Here is a 17,317-nt window from a genome sequence, read left to right as displayed (position 1 = left end):
ACGTCGTAGCCTGCCTCCGCTTCGGCAGCCCAGGCAGCGATCTGCTCTTCGGTGACGGGTTTCCCGTTGATGGTCTCGCCAGCATCCATGCAATTAATGTATGACGAAAATCGAGAAGTATCCAGACCGAGGCGGGCATCGCAAGAGGATCCCTGACCGGACAGTGCCACGAGCGGACCGCGTTTGTCTCGGCAGGCGAGTTCCATCACATCCGCTGACAGGTATCGCGACCGTGGTGGTGGGCTACGGCTCATTGGGCAGACCTTGGCCTAGAGCCAGTATGACGTTCAATTACCTAGGGCGATCCGGTGATCCTCGTTCCATCGAAACTCTCAACGAGCCATCGTCGATCGAATTGTTGCAGTCCAAGTGAGAAGGCCCCTTTCATCACTGGCCGCGTATCATCCGCATCTACGATCGCGGTGGACCCGTCCATAGAAGCATCCACGACTCGAATCGAATCGCCGATCCGGAACACCGATGTAAAGTCGCGACCCTGGAGGTCATCCATGCAAGGGTTCACCAGTCCAGCGGCTAACACTTGAGTACACGCCAGGTTTAATTTTCTCTCGGCGACCAAGCGCAGAAACAACTGAGCAACCGAAGTGGCGTCTGACTTATCGGAAATAGGTAGACCCAGGACTCGCTCCGGAATCGTGACTACAGGACTGCTGCTGAGAACAGTTGTGAACGCCGTGAGCAAGACTCCTGCATATAACAACGAAGCCAGGACCACGACAATCAGTAACCTCTTGCCACGTCGCTCAGTGTTCACATTTAACACCGTCACCTCGGAGATCCACAGTCTACCGATCTTATCAACGGGCCTGGTAGTAGTAGCCGGAGCCCCACGAACCCATTACTCCAGTGTAACAGGTATTGGTCTGGCTGAGCGACCAATTATCCGCGACCCATGCCCCATAAGCAAAATTGTGCGACTTACACTCCGCGATGGCGCGGATTTGCGTGTAACCCTTCTGGTCAGTGCACTGGGCGGTCGATTGATTTCCTGGTCCAAACACATTCACGATCTTCCCAGTACAACCCACAAACACCAGCGGCTTCACGGGATCCGCTGACGCATTGATCAGACCGGCACCACCCGCGCACAAGAAGCCCAGAATTCCAGGGCCGGCTGCAATGCGCAAACCTATTCTTGCGCTCATTAGAGTCTCCTTAGACTATAAGCTCCTGAAATAATCGACCCGTCCCGTAAACGCCGGGAGCTGAGGCCACATATTGACAGACGACATCTTCAACGAAAGACGAGCGTACCGTCGTCGACGCCAACAGCGCCGCGGCGATCATTTGTACCGCACACATAGAAATCTATGACACAGCCGATTGAATGAATAGCCCCAGCTGCCAGACCCCCTGAGAATCATCCCTAGGGATGATTGGCACGTACCGCGGTCGATGTACATGCCCGCCGGGCCCCTCGATCACAAGACCGCTGCCCTGTGCCAGGTCGAGCCATCGGCAACCAGCCGACACACCCGACCGCGAATGGTTCTACGACCGATACGGTCGGCTGATGCCCGCGTCGAGCCGGTCACGGGCAGACCAACGGGCGGGTTCACTGGCAGCCAAGCGTCGAATTAGTGTCGCGCCCGGATCGATCCCGGGCACCTGGCAGTTCGGCGGCGATGGCGGCTCATTGCGGCTCATTGCGGGGGAAGGTCCCATCACCGGGCAGTTCCCGGACGATTAATCATCGGCCACCCGCGCTGTCCACCAAGCGCCACTGCTTACGCTACGGGAATGCCGACCCGCCCGCTCGGCAGAAGCGGTCTTGTCGTTGGACGACTCGCACTAGGACTTGGACCTTCGGCGAACAGACCCAGTAGAAGATGCTGCCCACGCCCCGGCCAGTTCGATCTCCCAGGGGTCCACCGGCTCCGCGCTGACGCTCATATACCAAGCCCAGCCGACCACCGGGCCTGAGCACGCGACGCAGCGCGGCGATCGTCTCCTCCGGTTCGAACCAGTGCCACGCGTCAGCAACCAGGACGGCATCCAGCGATCCGTCCTCCACCGGAATGACAGTCGAGTCAGACCAGTATGGTCGCGCGGCCGGAACATTGTGGGTCAGGACGGCAAGCATTCGAGCATCAGGTTCGACCGCTTCCACTATCAGCCCCTCGGGCTACAGTGCAGGGCCGTCAACTTTCCCGTCCCGGCCCCGACGTCAGCTACCCGCGCCGGTGGACGAGACAAGCCAGTCGACCGCGGCCAAAGGGTAACTGGGACGCCACCGGTCATACTCGTCGGCAACAACGCCAAAGGATCGAGCCCGAGGATCTGAACTAAGATCGCCCACGCCGACTCGATCGACGGCGCGGCACAGGTTGGGGTTCGCTGCCCGGTGATCGTTCCTCTTGGGTCCTGAGGCAGGCTGCCCGGTTTCATGCCTTCGCGGGCACCATCCGGGCAGCCTTACCGGGCACCAGAACCTCACCGCCCAATCGCATGCCGCGGCCGACGATCAGGAGTCGCCGCAGCCACGGTAGGACCACTGCTGACCTTCGCCAACGGCGCCGCCTTCACTCTCGCTCGCTGCTGAGCCCGGTAGACCGTCGACCTCGCAACACCGAACAACTCCGCCACCTCACCGGTGCTGTACCGGCCCGACTCCAACAGTTCTACAAGATGTGCTTCCTGCCGAACACTCAGCTTCGGCAACTTCCCACGCAGGTGACCCTTCGCCTTGGCGACCCGCATCCCTTCAACCGTCCGCATCCGGATCAGATCGGCTTCGAACTCCGCCACCATCGCCAACACGTTGAACAACAGCCGACCGATCGCATCATTGGGGTCGTAGACCGAACCACCAAGGCTCAACCGCACCCCAGCCGTCGTCAGCTCCTCCCCGATCGCTCGAGCATCCGGCACCGACCGGGCAAGCCTGTCCAGTTTCGTCACCACCAACGTGTCACCCGACCGGCAGGCGGCCATCGCTTCCCGCAGCCCTGGCCGGTCCCGATTCGTCCCAGTCAATCCATGATCGACGTAGATCCGTTCCGGATTCACACCCAGACGTTCCAGCCGTCCCGCTGCACCGTCAGGTCTTGCTCCTCGGTCGACACCCGCGCATAGCCGACCAGTAATTCCGTCATCACTCAGCCCTCCCGAGGAACCCGGCGACAGACACCACCGGGGAGCAACACGATGCTGCCCATCACATCGAACCCACGACCCGCGAACCCATCGGTTCAACGTGACAATTCAGGCAACAGAACCGATGTCCAGGGATCGCTAACCGGGAACTCTGGATCTCTGCGGAGACCCGAGGCCGAGCGGCGGCAAAGCCACTTGGCCCGGATCGGACATGTGACCAGTAGCAACCCCGAACGACATCAGGTCGCTTCGACTAACTTGCTTTCGACTAGCTTGTTGTCGTGAATTCTCGGCAGTGGTCCTGGCGACTCATCGCCGCGCTGCTGATAGTCGTCGTCATCGTCAGCAGCCTCGTCGTCGGATCCGCACCACCGGAGTCAACGCCCCGACGTCCCGTCAACACGACCGGCGACGCCCGGCTGGAATTCCTCCCCGTAATCAAAGTCAGCACCGGTCGATGCCACCGCGCATCGCCCCGTCGTGTGTCGTCGGACATCGGGGCAAGCTGCCTCACCGTCACCCACGGGCTGATCGTGACCCAACCCGCCACAGCAGCGGTCGTCCCAGACCCCGCCGGGTACTTCGACGTACAGGTGTTCCTGACCGGAGCCGACGAGACGACCTACATCGCGATGACCGCGCGGCTATCCAAGCAGCCATACCCCAGGAACTGGCTGGCGATCGTGATCGGCGATCCACCCGACGGCGAACTACTCGGTGCGCCAGCAGTAACCGGCCGAATCGACGGGCCAATCGACCTGCCCGGCGGAACCCGCACCCAGGCCTACCAATCCTCAACGGAATCACCCGATAATCAACCCACGAACGCCGGCAACGCCGAGATGCGCCACAGGTCTCTGCCCCGTGAATATTCTCTGCGCAGCGACCGCTCCCTGGCGAACGACCACGAACACGGATCCGCATCATGTCTGCAGAGGATCCTCCAGCGGGCAGCACAGCCTGAGCAGTTCCTATGCTGTGCCCGACAATGCCACCTTGTCCGCCAGCCGCCGGGTCGGTCGGGAGCAGTCGAGGATCGCCAGCGTCGTCAGCGCCAGCCGCTCGCCTGGGCTGATCAGCTGCCCGTCACGGGTGTCGCTGACATGCGGGCGGTACCCATCACCGTTATATGCGAGCTGGACCGGATCTGCGCCCGCTCGGCGCACATCATCGAGAAGACGCAAATGCAGTCGGCGCAGCGGATCTGACATCTCAACGGTCGTCACCTGCACAGTGCCCTCGTGACCAAATCCTGCCCGACCGCTAGCCACGACGTTAAACGGTGCGGTGGTAGCCGCGATGGCGCGCACCGCGGCCACTACCGACTGATCCCGGGGAACGCGCACTTTCGTCAGCACTGTCATATGCAGCGGTATCGCTCCAGCGCCAGATTCGAACTCTTCCCCCACGCTCATTGAGGCCAACGGGACAATCACGACCAACTCGGCTAGCACACCCGCAGGCTATCGACTGAGCAGCCGGCCGCTGAGCCTTCATCCATCGGTACGACTCTCCCCCGGCTGACGCGTCCTTGATCAAGTTCCGATTCCACAATCGGATCCTTGTCCGGGATTCGGAGGTTCGCGCCAGGGACTCCCGTTCTTTACGCGAAACCTCCGCGTCGATCAGCTTCCGTTGCGAGGACTCCCCATCGGGCGGTAAGCAGTTCGTCACTTGCCGTTCGCGTGAAGGACTCTCCGTTAGCCGCATCCATGGTCACACTGAATCCCAGGTTACGCAGAAGCTGGCGTTCGATGTCGACCGCAGCTCGAAGGTCGTCGGTGCGTTGGTTGGGTGCTTATGGAGCATCTGCGGGCGGGATCGAACGGTACAAAGCAAGGCGGGCCGCCCAGCTATCGCCCACGAGTTCCTGCCAGTGGTGTTGGCCGAACGTAGAAAGCTGCGTCGGCGTGAACGAGTCGCGGCCGTACCCGACCTCCCAGCCGGCGAGGTAGGCGAGGGTCACGGTGAAACCGTGCATGCCGCTGAGGACCTTCTCCGCCAACAGACGAGGCGAAATGTCGGGGGTCCACAACGCATCGAAGATTGTGGCGGACAGTTCGAACAGCTGGCCCTCGAGCGACTCGATGTCAGCACGTTCGGCCATCGGATAGCCAAGAGTCGCCAACTGGCGCTCAATACGGAGTTCTTCGATGGCTACTTGGGCGATCCCGTGAAGTGTGGCGACCAACTGCGGGTGGGCCTTCCCGAACGACTGAAGGCTCACCGCTTCGCACCGACCGTGAAGCGAGACGTGGCCAGCCTCGTGGGCCAAGAGTCGTTCGACATCATCCGCGCTGCGATCCCCGCCGAGCGCGATCGCAGCATTGATGACAATCACCGGTTCACAGCTGCGCGTCGAGACTGTGCGGGCAGCGACGACTCCTGACCCTCGTTCCGCTTCGTAATCCTTGCTGTCGGGATCCATTCGTCGGATCGCACCAACGAAGTCGTCCGTGACTACTACCAGCGCATCGCTCTGCCCGGCAGCGTTGAGGCCCCGCTGCATCGCCGCGGACACCTCGTCGGGCACATCTGGTCCTTCGCTGGTCAGTCGCATGCAGCGAGTATGGCCGAGACAACCGACGCCGCCTGCCTCCTCCGCCGGACCGGTTGCCATCCTCGACCGGGCAGCCGTTCTACTCCCTGCCAGAACTCAGTCCGGGGGAGGCGGCGCGGGATCACCGCGTTGACGGAGCTTTTCCGACTGCTGCCGCACCCTCTGGGTGGCACTTGAGCCGACTCGCCCTCGGCGAAGTTCCGGATCTGGACGCGGCGAGGCTCTCGGTGGCCGATGCCCTCGCGATCCGACGCGGGGATGCATTCGAGGCATTCGCCTCGAGCGTTCGCTTCGGGTTGGATCGACTCGACGACGACACGAGGTCGGGGCAGACAGAATGCCTCGCCATCGCGTCCTTCGAAGAAGCGATGCGGGACCCAGCTGTCTGCCTGCGGGAGGCAGGTACCGCGAGCGTCGTTCAGGGACACTGTGGTCAGCGGGGGCATTTTCGCTGCTATCGGAGCGAGCAGTCCCGGGTTCGCCGGGTTGGGCGTGGATCCTGCGCCCGGGGCTGCTGCATCGTTGACGGCACTGCTGGTTGAGTGGCTCTACGGAAGGCCTCGGCCATTCGGAAGCCGCGTCGCCGAGCGGTACCTGGCGACGCTCGCGGCAGGCTCGCACAAGAGGGACTGAACCGTGAGAGATCGAGGCTCACCGCCGTCGAGAGCCAGCGGCCACGCCGGGCTCAGCAGCGCGGTTCCGGTAGGACTCCGTCATGCCGGTGCGTCCGTCGGGCCCGGCTCAAGGGTCTCCACGTCGGCGATCAGCTCCAGGACCGTCGGGTATCTCCCGGCAGGGTCCTGATCGGTGCACCGCTTCACGATGCCGGTGACGGTGTCGCTACCGTGCGAGAGCGACTCCCTTCCGGTGAAGATGAAGTGAAGCACCCAGCCGATCGAGTAGATCTCGTTAACGGTGCTGTAAGCTTTAAGGCTCTCGAGTTGCGGGTCGCGGATCGTGCCCTTGAGCTCGGTCTGGGTGAGGGTGAAGTCCGAATCCGCCTCCTTGGAGAGTCCGAAGTCCGAAAGCTTCACAATGACCGCCCCGCTCGGGTAGGTCTTCACGAGGACGTTCTGGAGGCTGATGTCGCGGTGCAGGACGCCTGCGCTGTGGATGTAGTTCAGGCCGTAGAGGAACTGCAGCGCGATGCGCTTCCTCGTGGAGAACTTCAGCGCTGCGTTGCGTTTGCTGATGTGGGCCCGGAGCGTGTCGTTGCAGAACTCCATGCGGTACTCGTTGCGGTGCTCGTCGTATCGGTAGACCTCGACGATGTATGGGAAGCTTAGACGCTCCATGATCTCAAACTCTCGCCTGAACCTGGCCAGGTCGCGCTCCGAGATGCCTCGCTTCGCGCGCTTCACCGCGAACCTGATGCCGTACTCGGGGTCGACGTAGGAGTACACGTTGGCGTAGGAGCCCGAGCCGACCATCTTCAGCTTGACCCTCTCGGGCTGGCTGGCGAGGACGACGATCTCCGTCGGCCGGGTGAACACCGCCTCGTACTTGATGATCTCGACCTCGACGAAGTCCTCCGGGACGGCACTCCCACCGCTGTACGAGAGCCACGGCTGGCACCGCTCGATCCCGTCCTGGTAGCGCGGATCGAGAGTAACGTCGATGCCTGCCCGCTTGAGACTATAGAGGTCCTTGTTGATGTCATCGATCAGCGCGAGGAACTCCCGGCTGGAGTCGGCCCAGTAGTGCCTGGTGGTTCGCGCCCTGCCGTTGATGCTCTCGAAGTGCTCGTTGAGTTGCTTTTGGAGGACGCTGAACATGTGCCCGAACTCGGCGTCGTCCGTGTACAGCCGGTCGAAGGTCACAGAGCTCGGCTGCTCCTCGTACCTGGCCTTCAGGTCTGTAAGCATCAACTCGTTGGGAGTGGCCACCGATCAGGCCCAGCTCTCGACGCTGCGCCGGTTGTCGCCGGAATTCCCGCCCATGCTCCAAGACTATCGGCCGGGTCCGATCAAGACGTCTGCGTGACGACGTCGTAGTCTTCGCCATCAGGGGCGCGAGTCCTCTTGATAGATGGGCGTGCACGTGACTCAGTGCCTGGGAGACAGCAGGCGGGTTCCGACCTGGCAACGGTCGGCGGCTCGGCCGAGGATGCCAGACTCCTATCCCTGACGGAGGGCGGAGGAGAATGGCCGAACCCAGGGCTACCTGGGATCAACCCAGTCACCGCAAGCTGTTTGTCATCGAGCATGGGCGAAGAGCAGCGCGATCAATGGTGCATCCGAAGTCAACGAACCCAACCGCTTCCGAAGCCAGTACAAACCCGTAAGGAACCCTGCCTGGGCCCACCAACTCCTGAACCAAATCACCCGTCTTGACTATCGAGACAGGGTCGAAAACGCCGATATGCGCCGCTGATTTTCGGCACGGCCATCGTTCCCTGCCCGGTGACCGTTCCCTACGGACACCAAGATCACGACCATGCATCGTCGCCGCAAGACATCCTCATGTGGCGACGACGTCGAGTTGTGATCTTGGTGCCCCAGGTACGGCGCCTGCTGGGGTCCGACTTACCGAGTTGGACCTGTTGTCGGCGAGCCCAACTCTGCGGCCAACCGATCGGCCTGTTTGACCAACACGGTGTCTAACTCGGGCGTCTCCGACCGCCTCGGATAGCCGTCTCCCTCCCACCGCGGGATCACATGGAAATGTAGATGCCTTACGGATTGGCCAGGATGGCCGTTGTTCTCCACGACCGTCGTGCCAGTCACATCGAACGCGCCAGTAATAGCAGCAGACACCCGGCCGACCATATGGAGCACCGGCCCGCACTCACTTTCCGACACTGCGTGCAGGTCCGGGATGAATCGCACCGGTCGGGAGTCCACAATCAGGCGCCGGTCGCCACATCCTCGCTGCTGTATCGCACAGGATCTCGTGACGGCGAACGATCGGCACGCCCAGCGCGAACAGGGGCGGACCTAGCCGCTCGAGCAGGAGCGCGCCGAGGTCGGGGGCGTCGCGGAGCAGTGCGACGCACCCTTGCCCGTCAGCCAGGCGCAGGGCAGTGACCTCGTGACGTCCCATTCTCCCGCTCAGTGGAAGAAGCACCTTCAATATGACCGGTTGCCCAGCGCTGGTCGTCGCCTCCGCGACGTAGGCTTCGGTGGCACCTGCGAGCGGTCGACCGACGGCGATATCCCATTGCTGTTCGACGTGGTGCACGAGCATGGGAAGATCAGCAAGCCAACTTTCGGCACCCGCTGCGACCGCGTGATTTCGGAGCACCTCAGGGATTTTGATCAACTGACGTAAGACCTTTCCGCTTCCGACTGCTGAACCGCATCGCCCAAACTCGGCGATCGAGGCTGCTGAGTGTTACCAGAAGACATCATCGAGAGCTGGCCATGGCGGACCGGCTCGCAGAACGTTCACGAAGGCGAGGCCTGATTCTCTGCCGCTCGGGTGCTGGTCGTCGCTGCGCCACCGATACGCTGCAACCATTGCCAACACCAGACCTCGGCACTCACCAACGAGATCCTCATCGGCTCCCGGATAACAGTCGCTCACTTCTGTGGGCGTCCAGGCAAGGTCGTACTCGACCGGCCCTCGGGCGGTGTTCTCAAAGTCGATGAACAATGGCCCTTTCTCGGTGCCAAGCACGTTCATCGAGTGCGGCTCGCCATGCAGCAACTGCTCAGGAGGGTGCTGGCCAGCGATCGATCCACTCAGATCGCGCAGCATGCTGGCCAGGAAGTGTCGGTCCGCACTTGTCAGATCCGGAGTGAGGTCGTGGCTGGCGACATCGTTTTGCACGGCGGCGACGCGGTCCATGACGTGAGCCGTGGCGACTTCGGTGTGCCGTAGGTCGGCATGAAGACGTCCGAGTGCGCGGGCATAGTCGGCTGGTGGAATGGGCGATGACTGCGCCCGTTCGTAGTAGGTCCAGAACGCGATCTTCAAGCCATCACGCTCGACGACACGTGGCTCCACTCGAGTGTCGAGCCCGGCGACCGGGCTGTCCATCTGCCTGAGCCGCCGGACAACTTCTACCTCACGCTCTGGGCTCACCTGATGGCCCGCGTGATGTGTCGTCGGGGTAACTCGTACGACGGTGTCGCACGGCATCAGGCGGACGACCATACGGTTGGAGTCGTTGAGAATGACGGCCTCATCGACCGCCAGGCCAAGAGCCGATGCGGTTGATGTCGCTGCGAGCAGCGCGCGCTGTGCCTGTGGCGGCTCCATCCCTATGCATTTCCGGTGCGCGCATGGTTCGCCGTAAGTACGGCGCGTGTGGCACGGCGCGCAATGGGCGGGGAAGCGTCCGGACTCCCAGTACGGCTCGAAGTCTCTGAACCGACTGGGACGGCGTGGCAAGTCAACAGAACGAGAAACATCGTGAAGCGATCTCCATGACAGAAAGGGACAAGGACGCAGACAACCGCGCTGACCGCTTCCGGTCTGTCGACCGGGCAGAATCTAGAAGGCTGGCACGCCTACTGGCACAAGGTCAGCGCGTGCCTCTGACGCCGGGAGAACGCATCACGCCACCGACCCTAGCAAACGATCACCAACAGCAGCGGCCAGTTTTCAGCGTCAAGGGCCGCCCAAATCACATGCAACAGTCTGAACATTGAGCCCACGAACAAGCAGGTCGATCTCGCCACACGCTGATCCACCAAGCCAGATCGACCTCAACCATAAGCTTTCGATGTCGCCACACGGCCATCTGCAGCAGCAGCCTGCCCGCTAGCCGTTCGTCCGGCGGTGCAGCCTAAGACTGACTCGACCATGATCAAGTTCTGCACAAGCGGATCGTGCACCGGGCAGCTCGGCGGCCGAACCAGAAGAGATTTACGCAGAAGCCAGAGCTGTGGACGATCCCAACACGAACCGCCGGTTCCCGTCATCACTCGACGCGATCTCCGAGAAACCCGCCCTCGTCATGACCCGTGCGGAGGCAGCGTTGGCCCGGTGGCACTCGCCCCAGAAGGTTTCGATTCCGAACCGCCGGCGGCAGCCGTCGACCGCTCCGGCCAACGCCTCGGCCGCATAGCCGTTCCCGCGATGCGCGGGATGCACGGCATACCCGAAATCCCAATCCGCCACGCCTCGGCTGCTCGCGCCGAGTCCGAGCCAGCCAACAACGGCGGCGTCGTCCTTGCGGGCTAGTGTCAACTGCACCGAGCTTGGATTGCTCTCCGGACAGTCTTCAAGGGCTCGGACGATCTGGGTGAGCCATTCCTGTACACCGGCCGGATCCCGCGGACCGTAGTCGTCCATGAACTGGGCGACCGCAGCGTCGGTCCACATTTCAGTGAGCGGCTGGAGATCTGTGATCCGCGGGTCGCGCAGCATCAGGCGTGATGTCTCGAACGGCAGCACCCGCTCAGTCTGACCAGCACATCACCCTTCCGGCAACACATTTCACCCAGCAAGCCCTCCCACAAACGATCCATCACTGGGCCGCCTACGCAGGATTTCGGAAGGCCCGAATATTTCGGATGGGGCAGAATCGCGTCCCATGTCCCACCCAACGACCGACGACCGATCCCGCGTCGGCCTGCTCATCGTCATCTCTGGTCCCACGGCTGCAGGCAAGACCACGATTGGACGCGAGATCGCAGCCCGACGGCACCGAGCGATTCACATAGATGGCGACTTCATCCAGCGCCTGATCATCACCGGATCGATCACGATGGACATCCCGCCGCCAGCCGGAGCGCTTGATCAACTGCGGTTGAGATATCAGGCTGCGTTGGCCGTCGCCAACCTCTACCGCGATGCTGGCTTCGACGCGATCATCAGCGACAACCTCTTCGCGGAGGAAGCCCACCGGTTCATCGAATCTGCGATCAGCGCCCACCCCGCGAGGTTGATTCACTTCGTCATGCTCAATCCTTCGGTCGAAGCGATCTGGGACAGGTACAACCAACGCCCTGGAGGCGGCTACACCGCCACCCTCACCCCGGAAGTTCTCAAAGACGCGGTGGAACGTACTCCTCGCGTCGGCCTCTGGCTCGACACCAGCCAGATGACTACAGCGCAAACCGCCGACCAGGTCCTAGAACGCCTGCACCAAGCTGAAGTCGGGCCCGAGGTACCGCTTGCGGCGTCGAACGGGCGGTCTTGACGCTCCCCGGTAGCGGTTCCTCCGGCGGTGCAGCGTCAGACTGACTCGACCATGATCAAGTTCTGTAGCACAAGCGGATCCGTGAACGGGCGGTCAGTGCGGGATCTCTGTCCCGTCGTAGGTCGAGACGTCGTCGACTAGCGGGAAGACCATCGCCGCGGACCAGTCCGGACTGATGCCGAACTCCGTGGCCGGCCGGAAGCCGAACCGCGGGTAGTACATCGGCTCACCAAGAAGCACAACCAAGTCCTCTCGTCCGCGCTGACGGGCGACCTCCAGCGCCGCGAAGACGAGTCGACTTCCAATCCCTTGACGCTGCCACGATGGGTGAACGCTGAGGGGCCCAAGCTCCAGAACCGGAGGCGCGGGCTTTCCGGCGAGGCGCTTGCGTCCCAGCATGCAATGCCCGACGATCTCGTCGCTCACCTCCGCCACGAACGCCAGCCCAGGGACGTACTCATCGGAGTGACGAATTGCTTCGATCATGTCGACTTCAATCTGTCGTCCACCGAACGCCAGCCGGGTCACCACAGCAATCGCGCTGTAATCAAACGGCGTCTCCATGCGGATGGTGAGGTCGGGCATTACCCGGCACGCTAGAGCTCCCGCGAGATGCTGGCCAATGGATTACGGACCAGCCCGGACACTTCCTGCCCGGTGATCGTTCCACCAGTGAGACACCAAGATCACGACCAGGCATCGTCGCGGTAGGAGGATCCCTTGTGACACAACGATTCCACGCTCTGCCGGGTGCCCAGTGAGGCTGCCCGATGGTATGTTCGTCGACGGTCGGCTTCGGGGCAGCAGGCAGCTGGTGTCGGTCTGCGAACGTCTATCAGGCCGAGTCATCGAAATCGCCGAGTAGGTCCAGACATCGATCCAGGCATCGCTCAGCAAAGTCGAGTTCGTCGTCCTGAAGGCATTCGGTGATTTCGCTTATGCCGGTCTGGAGGTCGTAGCAGAGTGCCCGTTCCCTGTAGTTCGGCAGCGTGCCGAGCTGTTGGTCGGCGTAGGAGGCCAAGGCGCTGACGCAGGTCGAGACCGGCGGCCAGAATGCCCAGAACCGTCCGGCGATGTCTTGGAGGGGGTCACCGATGCCGGCTGCTTCCCAATCCAGGATTGCTGTGAGGCGATCGGCTGTGCCGAGGATGTTGTTGGTTCCCCAGTCGCCGTGAATGAAAGCTCGGTCGTTCGGGCATGCCTCGATGAGGGTTTCATACCTCTCGAGCAATTCCGAGACGGCGCTGCTGCGAGGTTCGGTCCAGGTGGTGGGCCACTTTCGGGCATCGTTGAGTTCGGCCCGGAGTCGGTCGTGGTGGGAAGTGTACGGTCCGGCCAGAGTGTCGGGATCAAGGTCACCGAAGCCCGATGTTGTGTCGATCGCGTCAGTCTGCAGCCGCGTCCAGGCGTCGAACACGAGCGGTGTGGTTCGGTTGATCTCATCGGCTGTGAGGTCTTGGAGTGTTCTTCCGGGTGCCCAGCTGGTGAGGCAGTAGGTCAACCTGTTGGGCAGTTCTCCGTAGTCCCAGACCTGTGGCACTGGCAGCACCTTCCCGAAGGTCGTCTTGGCCCAGGCGTCCTTGTGGAAGCTGCGCAGGTTGGAGCCGATGCGAAGGCACCCAGTCCTGTTGCCGCCGGCGATCCGGAACGACCGCGTCTCCATCCCGGGAGTCTTCACGGGCGCGACCTGTACGTGCTTGTCACCGAGGAGTCTCGCCGCGAGTGCTGTCACCTGGTCAGTGCTCAGGGATCGTCGCATCCTCGCGGCTTGTTCCGTCACGCCGCCTACCTTGTCAGTGGGGACGTTGGGTCGCCAACCAATTCTTGCTGGGTGCCCGGTGGAGGTCCCCTACTCGAAGGCCCGGTCACGGGACCTGCTGCCGCCTGTTCACCGGGCATCAGCACTCAGCCCTGCAGATGCCCGGTGGTCGATCCTCCTACGGTGACGATGCCCGATCGTGATCTTGGTGTATGCAGAGGAACCTCCATCGGGCAAGGGAACGGCTTGCGGGCATCAGCCGAGGTGAATTGATGGCGAGTTGGTTCCGGTCGGCGGTGACGAGATCGGATAGCGTCTGGTGGCTACCTTGTGGAGGGTCGCGTGTACTGGGACGTACGGCTCCTTTTGGAAACACCGGGGACTTTGATTGCCCTGGCTGTCATAGCGGTTATTGCGGTGCCGATCGCGAGGCTGATTTCCCGACGCACGGTCCGGCCCTGGTGGTTGGTCGGGCCCGCGGTCGCGGCAGTTGGCGGCATTCTTGGGGCGACTCTGGGGCCTGACGGGGGCATCCAGATGGCGAAGACGGCGTGCGTGCAGAACTTGGTCGACTTCGACGGGGATCTGGCAGCAGTGTTTTCGGGAGGGATCGCAGATGCTTGGCCGAATGTGATTCTTTACGTGCCGGCCGGCTTTTTCGTGTCACTGGTCACCCGCCGTCCCGTGCTGACTTGGCTCGGGCTGGTCGCCTTGTCTGCGTGCGTGGAATTCGTGCAGCCGTACATCTCCAGGGCGTGTTCTTCTATTGACTGGATGACGAACTCTGCCGGAGCCTTCTTGGGTGTCGCGGGGGCTGCGGCGACCTTGCTCGCTCGGCAGTTGGCTACACGCAGCAAGGTCCGCGTGCTATCGGAATAGTGGGACTCGCGTCCGGCTGGTTTGCCTTGGATGAGCTTGCAGTGGACTGGCTGTTTCGGTGCGTCAATGCCGATCGTGGTCGGACGCTCGGTCAACGATTCCCCTGTGACCGTGGGATCCGCGCTGGCCAGCGTGCCCGGTGAGGGTGCCCAGAGGGTCTGCCCGTCGCCGGACGCTTGCGAGCAGCCGCCAATGTGTCGGCCAACGAACGGCTATCGAGCGCGGGTCGGAGCAGGCAGGTCGAGGATGGTTCGGACGGTGATGCCTTCGTCGTCGTAGTTGGTGACTCGTCATCGGCGGATTTCGATGAGGAGGATCCAGCCGTAATAGACGGCCACGACGATCCCGGTGACGAACTCGGTGAGTAGCCAGTAGAAGCCGCCTCCCTTTCCGGCGATGAGAGATGCACCCGCAACCACTGCGGGGATGGAGCCGATGATCGCGAGTCCCACGAGGCTGACTCTCCACCGGGTTTGGTCGGCACCGCGGAGGTTCCGAAACGTGGTCACCAGGACCACCGCGGTCAGCGCGAGTCCGATGGCCAGGATCTCGATCCCCAGCACCACACGCGGTTGAGCAGGCGCCAGGCTCACGAGGCAGAAGAGCACAAGCCCGATCAGAATGCTGAGCGTGCGGGCTGCGAGAGCCGGCAGCGCCGGGATCTCGAGGATCGCCTCGTGGTTCAGGGACACGGCGACGAAGATCAGTCCGGCCAGCGCGGCGGCGGCGCCGCCGGTCATCACGAATAGTTCGTGCCACATCTCAGGGTCGTAGGCGGTCATGCGGTTAGCTCAGCTGAAGTCGCGTGCGTGGTCAACCGCCCAGACGTCAAACCCGAGAGGTACTCGGCCGAGAACGTCACGGACTGTGTTCGTCGCCGGTGAGTTTCCGGCGTCGGCGTCATCGAGGAATTGCAGGACGGCCTCCACTTCACTTTCGGGCATGAACTTCGAGAGGTTGGTCGACGCCTCCTCCCGGGTCTGTTCGACGACGGCAAGGTCCCGGCCGATCGCGGCGCCGATGGCCGCGACCTGGTCACGCTGGCTGATCCGGTCGGGACCGGTGAGCATGCCGCTGACGTTCTCGTCACCGAGAAGAGCTGCGACGGCAACCGCGGCGATGTCCTTCTCGTGGATCGGCGCCGTGACAGCATCCGGTTTGTAAAGCGGCACCGTACCGGCTGCTTTGATCGGCCAGGCCCAACCAAGCGTGTTCGTCGCCAGGACCAGGGGCCGGATCGGAACGACCGTCAGGTCCGTCGCGGCCGCAAAAGCATCTTCGATCTCACGGTGCTCTTCGGTGATCGCGTTTCCGGCCGATGTCGGGTGGATGATGCTGCCCGAGGACATGAGGACGATCTTTTCGACACCTGCCCGCTTCGCGGCCTCGATAACACCGGCGACGCCGTCGTGGTTGGCGTAGAGGAAGACGTGGCCCACGCCCTCGAACGCGGCCGTGAGGCTGGCCGGGTCGGTGAGATCGGCGGCGAACACGTCGACATTCTCTGGGAACTGACCCGCCTCCGGCTTCCGGGCGGACGCGCGGACGGGTTCTCCCCGGGCAATCAGCTCATCGAGGACGTGTCGGCCGATGCTGCCACGGGCTCCCATGACGAGTGTGGGCTTGACGGTAACGAGGGACATGGCCTGCTCCAATGCACGTAGAAACTACGCGCCACGGGAACGCCATTCCGGCCACGAGGCGTTCCGACGCTTCACCTCGCTGACCTACAATCTACCGGTCCACCCGAGGGAGCTCAAAGAGACAGGCCCCGAACTGGTTGGGACCATGCAAACCTCACTACCACCACCACAGCGCACGTAAACCGAAGGTCTATCGGGCCGATTCGGCGCAGTCGAGACCTGCGTCGTGTGCGGCCTTGATCAATCCCTCGAATCCGCGGTCGACCCAGCCCGCAGCAAGGGTCGCCGTACCCATGGCAGCTGGCTTATCGATGAGATGGAACTTGAGATTGTCGATATGGCCGAGGATTCGGAGCCACGGTAAGGCCGCGCGATCGACCGCGGCTAGCGGGCGCTGGCTGATGTAGCCATCCAAGAAGGGTTCGGCAAATTCGGTTGATAGCGCCCCGGCAAGGTCCTCGACTTGCCAGCCAGGGCCGGCGAGGTCGAGGTCGTAGAAGTACAGGAGGTTGCCGTCGCTGACGTGGATGTTGTCCAGTGACGGGTCCCCATGCTTGATGCCCCAGCGCAATCCTCAATTGGCGAGCCGCTCGAGCTCCCGTTGAGCGACAGCTGCGCTTTGCTGCACCAGAAGCTTCCGCTCGCTGTGTTCAGTCAGGACAGCGATGACCCGTTCTGGTTCGTCTCCCCGCCGCAGGGATTGCCGCGGATGGCTGCTGGTGAATGAATCAGCCGCAGCGTGGAGCTTGGCGAGGCTTGATCCGACGGTTCGATAGAGCGCATCGTCCCACGGCGGTTGGGGTTTGTCGCCGGGGACCCACTGGGTCAGCGCGAAGAGTCGCTGACCCTCTGGTGCTTCGAACATTCCGACGGAGTCGCCGCTGGTCAACGCGACATCGGCCGCCACGTGCACACCGGCGCTCGCGAGGTGGTGGGCGAGTTGTTGCTCCCAGCGGACTTCATTGGTGGTGAATCGGCCCGAGCCGTACACCTTGAAGGCATAACTCTGATCGTCAGCGTCGATCCGGTAGACGTCATTGTTGAATGTGCGCACGAGGGTGGCCGCGGTGGGCTGGATTGGATAGTGGTCGGCGACCAGGTCCATCGCCATAGTCGTGGTGGGCAGTGATCGAGCCCAGCGGCTCGCACTCTGTGGATTGCTCACCGGGCGAATCTAGGTATGCGCGAGGCCCCTCGGCAACGGGATTGACCGTTCAGGCAAGTAGTTAGCCGAAACTGCCCGGTCAGCGATCCGGTTCCGGGCGGGC

General features: G+C 62.7%; 16 protein-coding genes and 1 pseudogene. 2 read left to right on the top strand and 15 right to left on the bottom strand.

The features are described 5' to 3' along the window. Positions 1-818: 818 nt before the first annotated feature. The 10 genes from IEY07_RS19190 to IEY07_RS19145 all read right to left on the bottom strand — a co-directional run bounded on the left by IEY07_RS19190 (position 819) and on the right by IEY07_RS19145 (position 11,020). Entirely contained in the window at positions 819-1,166 is a 348-nt protein-coding gene (locus IEY07_RS19190) for a hypothetical protein (RefSeq protein WP_188897013.1), read from the bottom strand. A 587-nt stretch (positions 1,167-1,753) separates the two neighbouring features. Further along, on the bottom strand, positions 1,754-2,131 hold the full coding sequence (locus IEY07_RS24855) for a class I SAM-dependent methyltransferase (protein WP_373288893.1): 378 nt from the start codon (positions 2,129-2,131) through the stop codon (positions 1,754-1,756). 323 nt (positions 2,132-2,454) lie between these two features. Then, a complete protein-coding gene (locus IEY07_RS19180; protein ID WP_229670342.1) occupies positions 2,455-3,030 on the bottom strand; it encodes a recombinase family protein in 576 nt (191 codons plus the stop codon). A 1,058-nt stretch (positions 3,031-4,088) separates the two neighbouring features. Continuing rightward, positions 4,089-4,481, bottom strand: a complete 393-nt coding sequence (locus IEY07_RS24850; RefSeq protein ID WP_373288895.1) for a 2'-5' RNA ligase family protein — start codon at positions 4,479-4,481, stop codon at positions 4,089-4,091. 434 nt (positions 4,482-4,915) lie between these two features. Next, positions 4,916-5,677, bottom strand: coding sequence for a hypothetical protein (locus tag IEY07_RS19170; RefSeq protein WP_188897010.1), 762 nt, complete (start codon positions 5,675-5,677; stop codon positions 4,916-4,918). A 713-nt stretch (positions 5,678-6,390) separates the two neighbouring features. Beyond that, a complete protein-coding gene (locus IEY07_RS19165) occupies positions 6,391-7,563 on the bottom strand; it encodes a protein kinase family protein (RefSeq protein ID WP_188897009.1) in 1,173 nt (390 codons plus the stop codon). A 639-nt stretch (positions 7,564-8,202) separates the two neighbouring features. Beyond that, positions 8,203-8,505 carry an HIT family protein gene (locus IEY07_RS24845; RefSeq protein WP_373288892.1) on the bottom strand — a complete coding sequence of 101 codons (303 nt, stop codon included), beginning with the start codon at positions 8,503-8,505 and terminating at the stop codon, positions 8,203-8,205. After that, entirely contained in the window at positions 8,465-8,863 is a 399-nt protein-coding gene (locus IEY07_RS24840) for an aminoglycoside phosphotransferase family protein (RefSeq protein WP_373288891.1), read from the bottom strand. The genes IEY07_RS24845 and IEY07_RS24840 overlap by 41 nt, the downstream gene beginning before the upstream one ends. Before the next feature lie 147 nt (positions 8,864-9,010). Then, on the bottom strand, positions 9,011-9,880 hold the full coding sequence (locus IEY07_RS19150) for a phosphotransferase (RefSeq protein WP_188897007.1): 870 nt from the start codon (positions 9,878-9,880) through the stop codon (positions 9,011-9,013). Between the two features lie 609 nt (positions 9,881-10,489). Then, entirely contained in the window at positions 10,490-11,020 is a 531-nt protein-coding gene (locus IEY07_RS19145) for a GNAT family N-acetyltransferase (RefSeq protein WP_188897006.1), read from the bottom strand. Positions 11,021-11,159: 139 nt separating this feature from the next. Between IEY07_RS19145 and IEY07_RS19140 the strand changes: the two genes are divergently transcribed. After that, positions 11,160-11,768, top strand: a complete 609-nt coding sequence (locus tag IEY07_RS19140; RefSeq protein WP_188897005.1) for a P-loop nucleotide/nucleoside kinase family protein — start codon at positions 11,160-11,162, stop codon at positions 11,766-11,768. A gap of 93 nt (positions 11,769-11,861) precedes the next feature. Here IEY07_RS19140 and IEY07_RS19135 read toward each other — a convergent pair whose 3' ends face one another. Beyond that, positions 11,862-12,353, bottom strand: a complete 492-nt coding sequence (locus IEY07_RS19135; RefSeq protein ID WP_188897004.1) for a GNAT family N-acetyltransferase — start codon at positions 12,351-12,353, stop codon at positions 11,862-11,864. Positions 12,354-12,603: 250 nt separating this feature from the next. Further along, a complete protein-coding gene (locus IEY07_RS19130) occupies positions 12,604-13,431 on the bottom strand; it encodes a phosphotransferase family protein (RefSeq protein ID WP_188897003.1) in 828 nt (275 codons plus the stop codon). A 438-nt stretch (positions 13,432-13,869) separates the two neighbouring features. Between IEY07_RS19130 and IEY07_RS19125 the strand changes: the two genes are divergently transcribed. Further along, the gene (locus IEY07_RS19125; protein WP_188897002.1) at positions 13,870-14,406 is read left to right on the top strand and encodes a VanZ family protein; all 537 of its coding nucleotides are present in this window, start codon (positions 13,870-13,872) and stop codon (positions 14,404-14,406) included. A 290-nt stretch (positions 14,407-14,696) separates the two neighbouring features. On the opposite strand, the gene IEY07_RS19120 is transcribed toward IEY07_RS19125, so the two are convergent. The 3 genes and pseudogenes from IEY07_RS19120 to IEY07_RS24295 all read right to left on the bottom strand — a co-directional run bounded on the left by IEY07_RS19120 (position 14,697) and on the right by IEY07_RS24295 (position 17,154). After that, a complete protein-coding gene (locus IEY07_RS19120) occupies positions 14,697-15,167 on the bottom strand; it encodes a hypothetical protein (RefSeq protein ID WP_188897001.1) in 471 nt (156 codons plus the stop codon). A 30-nt stretch (positions 15,168-15,197) separates the two neighbouring features. Next, on the bottom strand, positions 15,198-16,016 hold the full coding sequence (locus IEY07_RS19115) for an SDR family oxidoreductase (protein ID WP_229670352.1): 819 nt from the start codon (positions 16,014-16,016) through the stop codon (positions 15,198-15,200). Positions 16,017-16,239: 223 nt separating this feature from the next. Continuing rightward, positions 16,240-17,154, bottom strand: a pseudogene (locus IEY07_RS24295) (phosphotransferase enzyme family protein). Positions 17,155-17,317: the final 163 nt, after the last annotated feature.

Source organism: Microlunatus endophyticus (genome assembly GCF_014646195.1).
Lineage (GTDB): Bacteria > Actinomycetota > Actinomycetes > Propionibacteriales > Propionibacteriaceae > Microlunatus > Microlunatus endophyticus.
The sequence above is the reverse complement of the archived record's forward strand: the minus strand, read 5'-3'. Positions and strand labels throughout refer to the sequence as shown.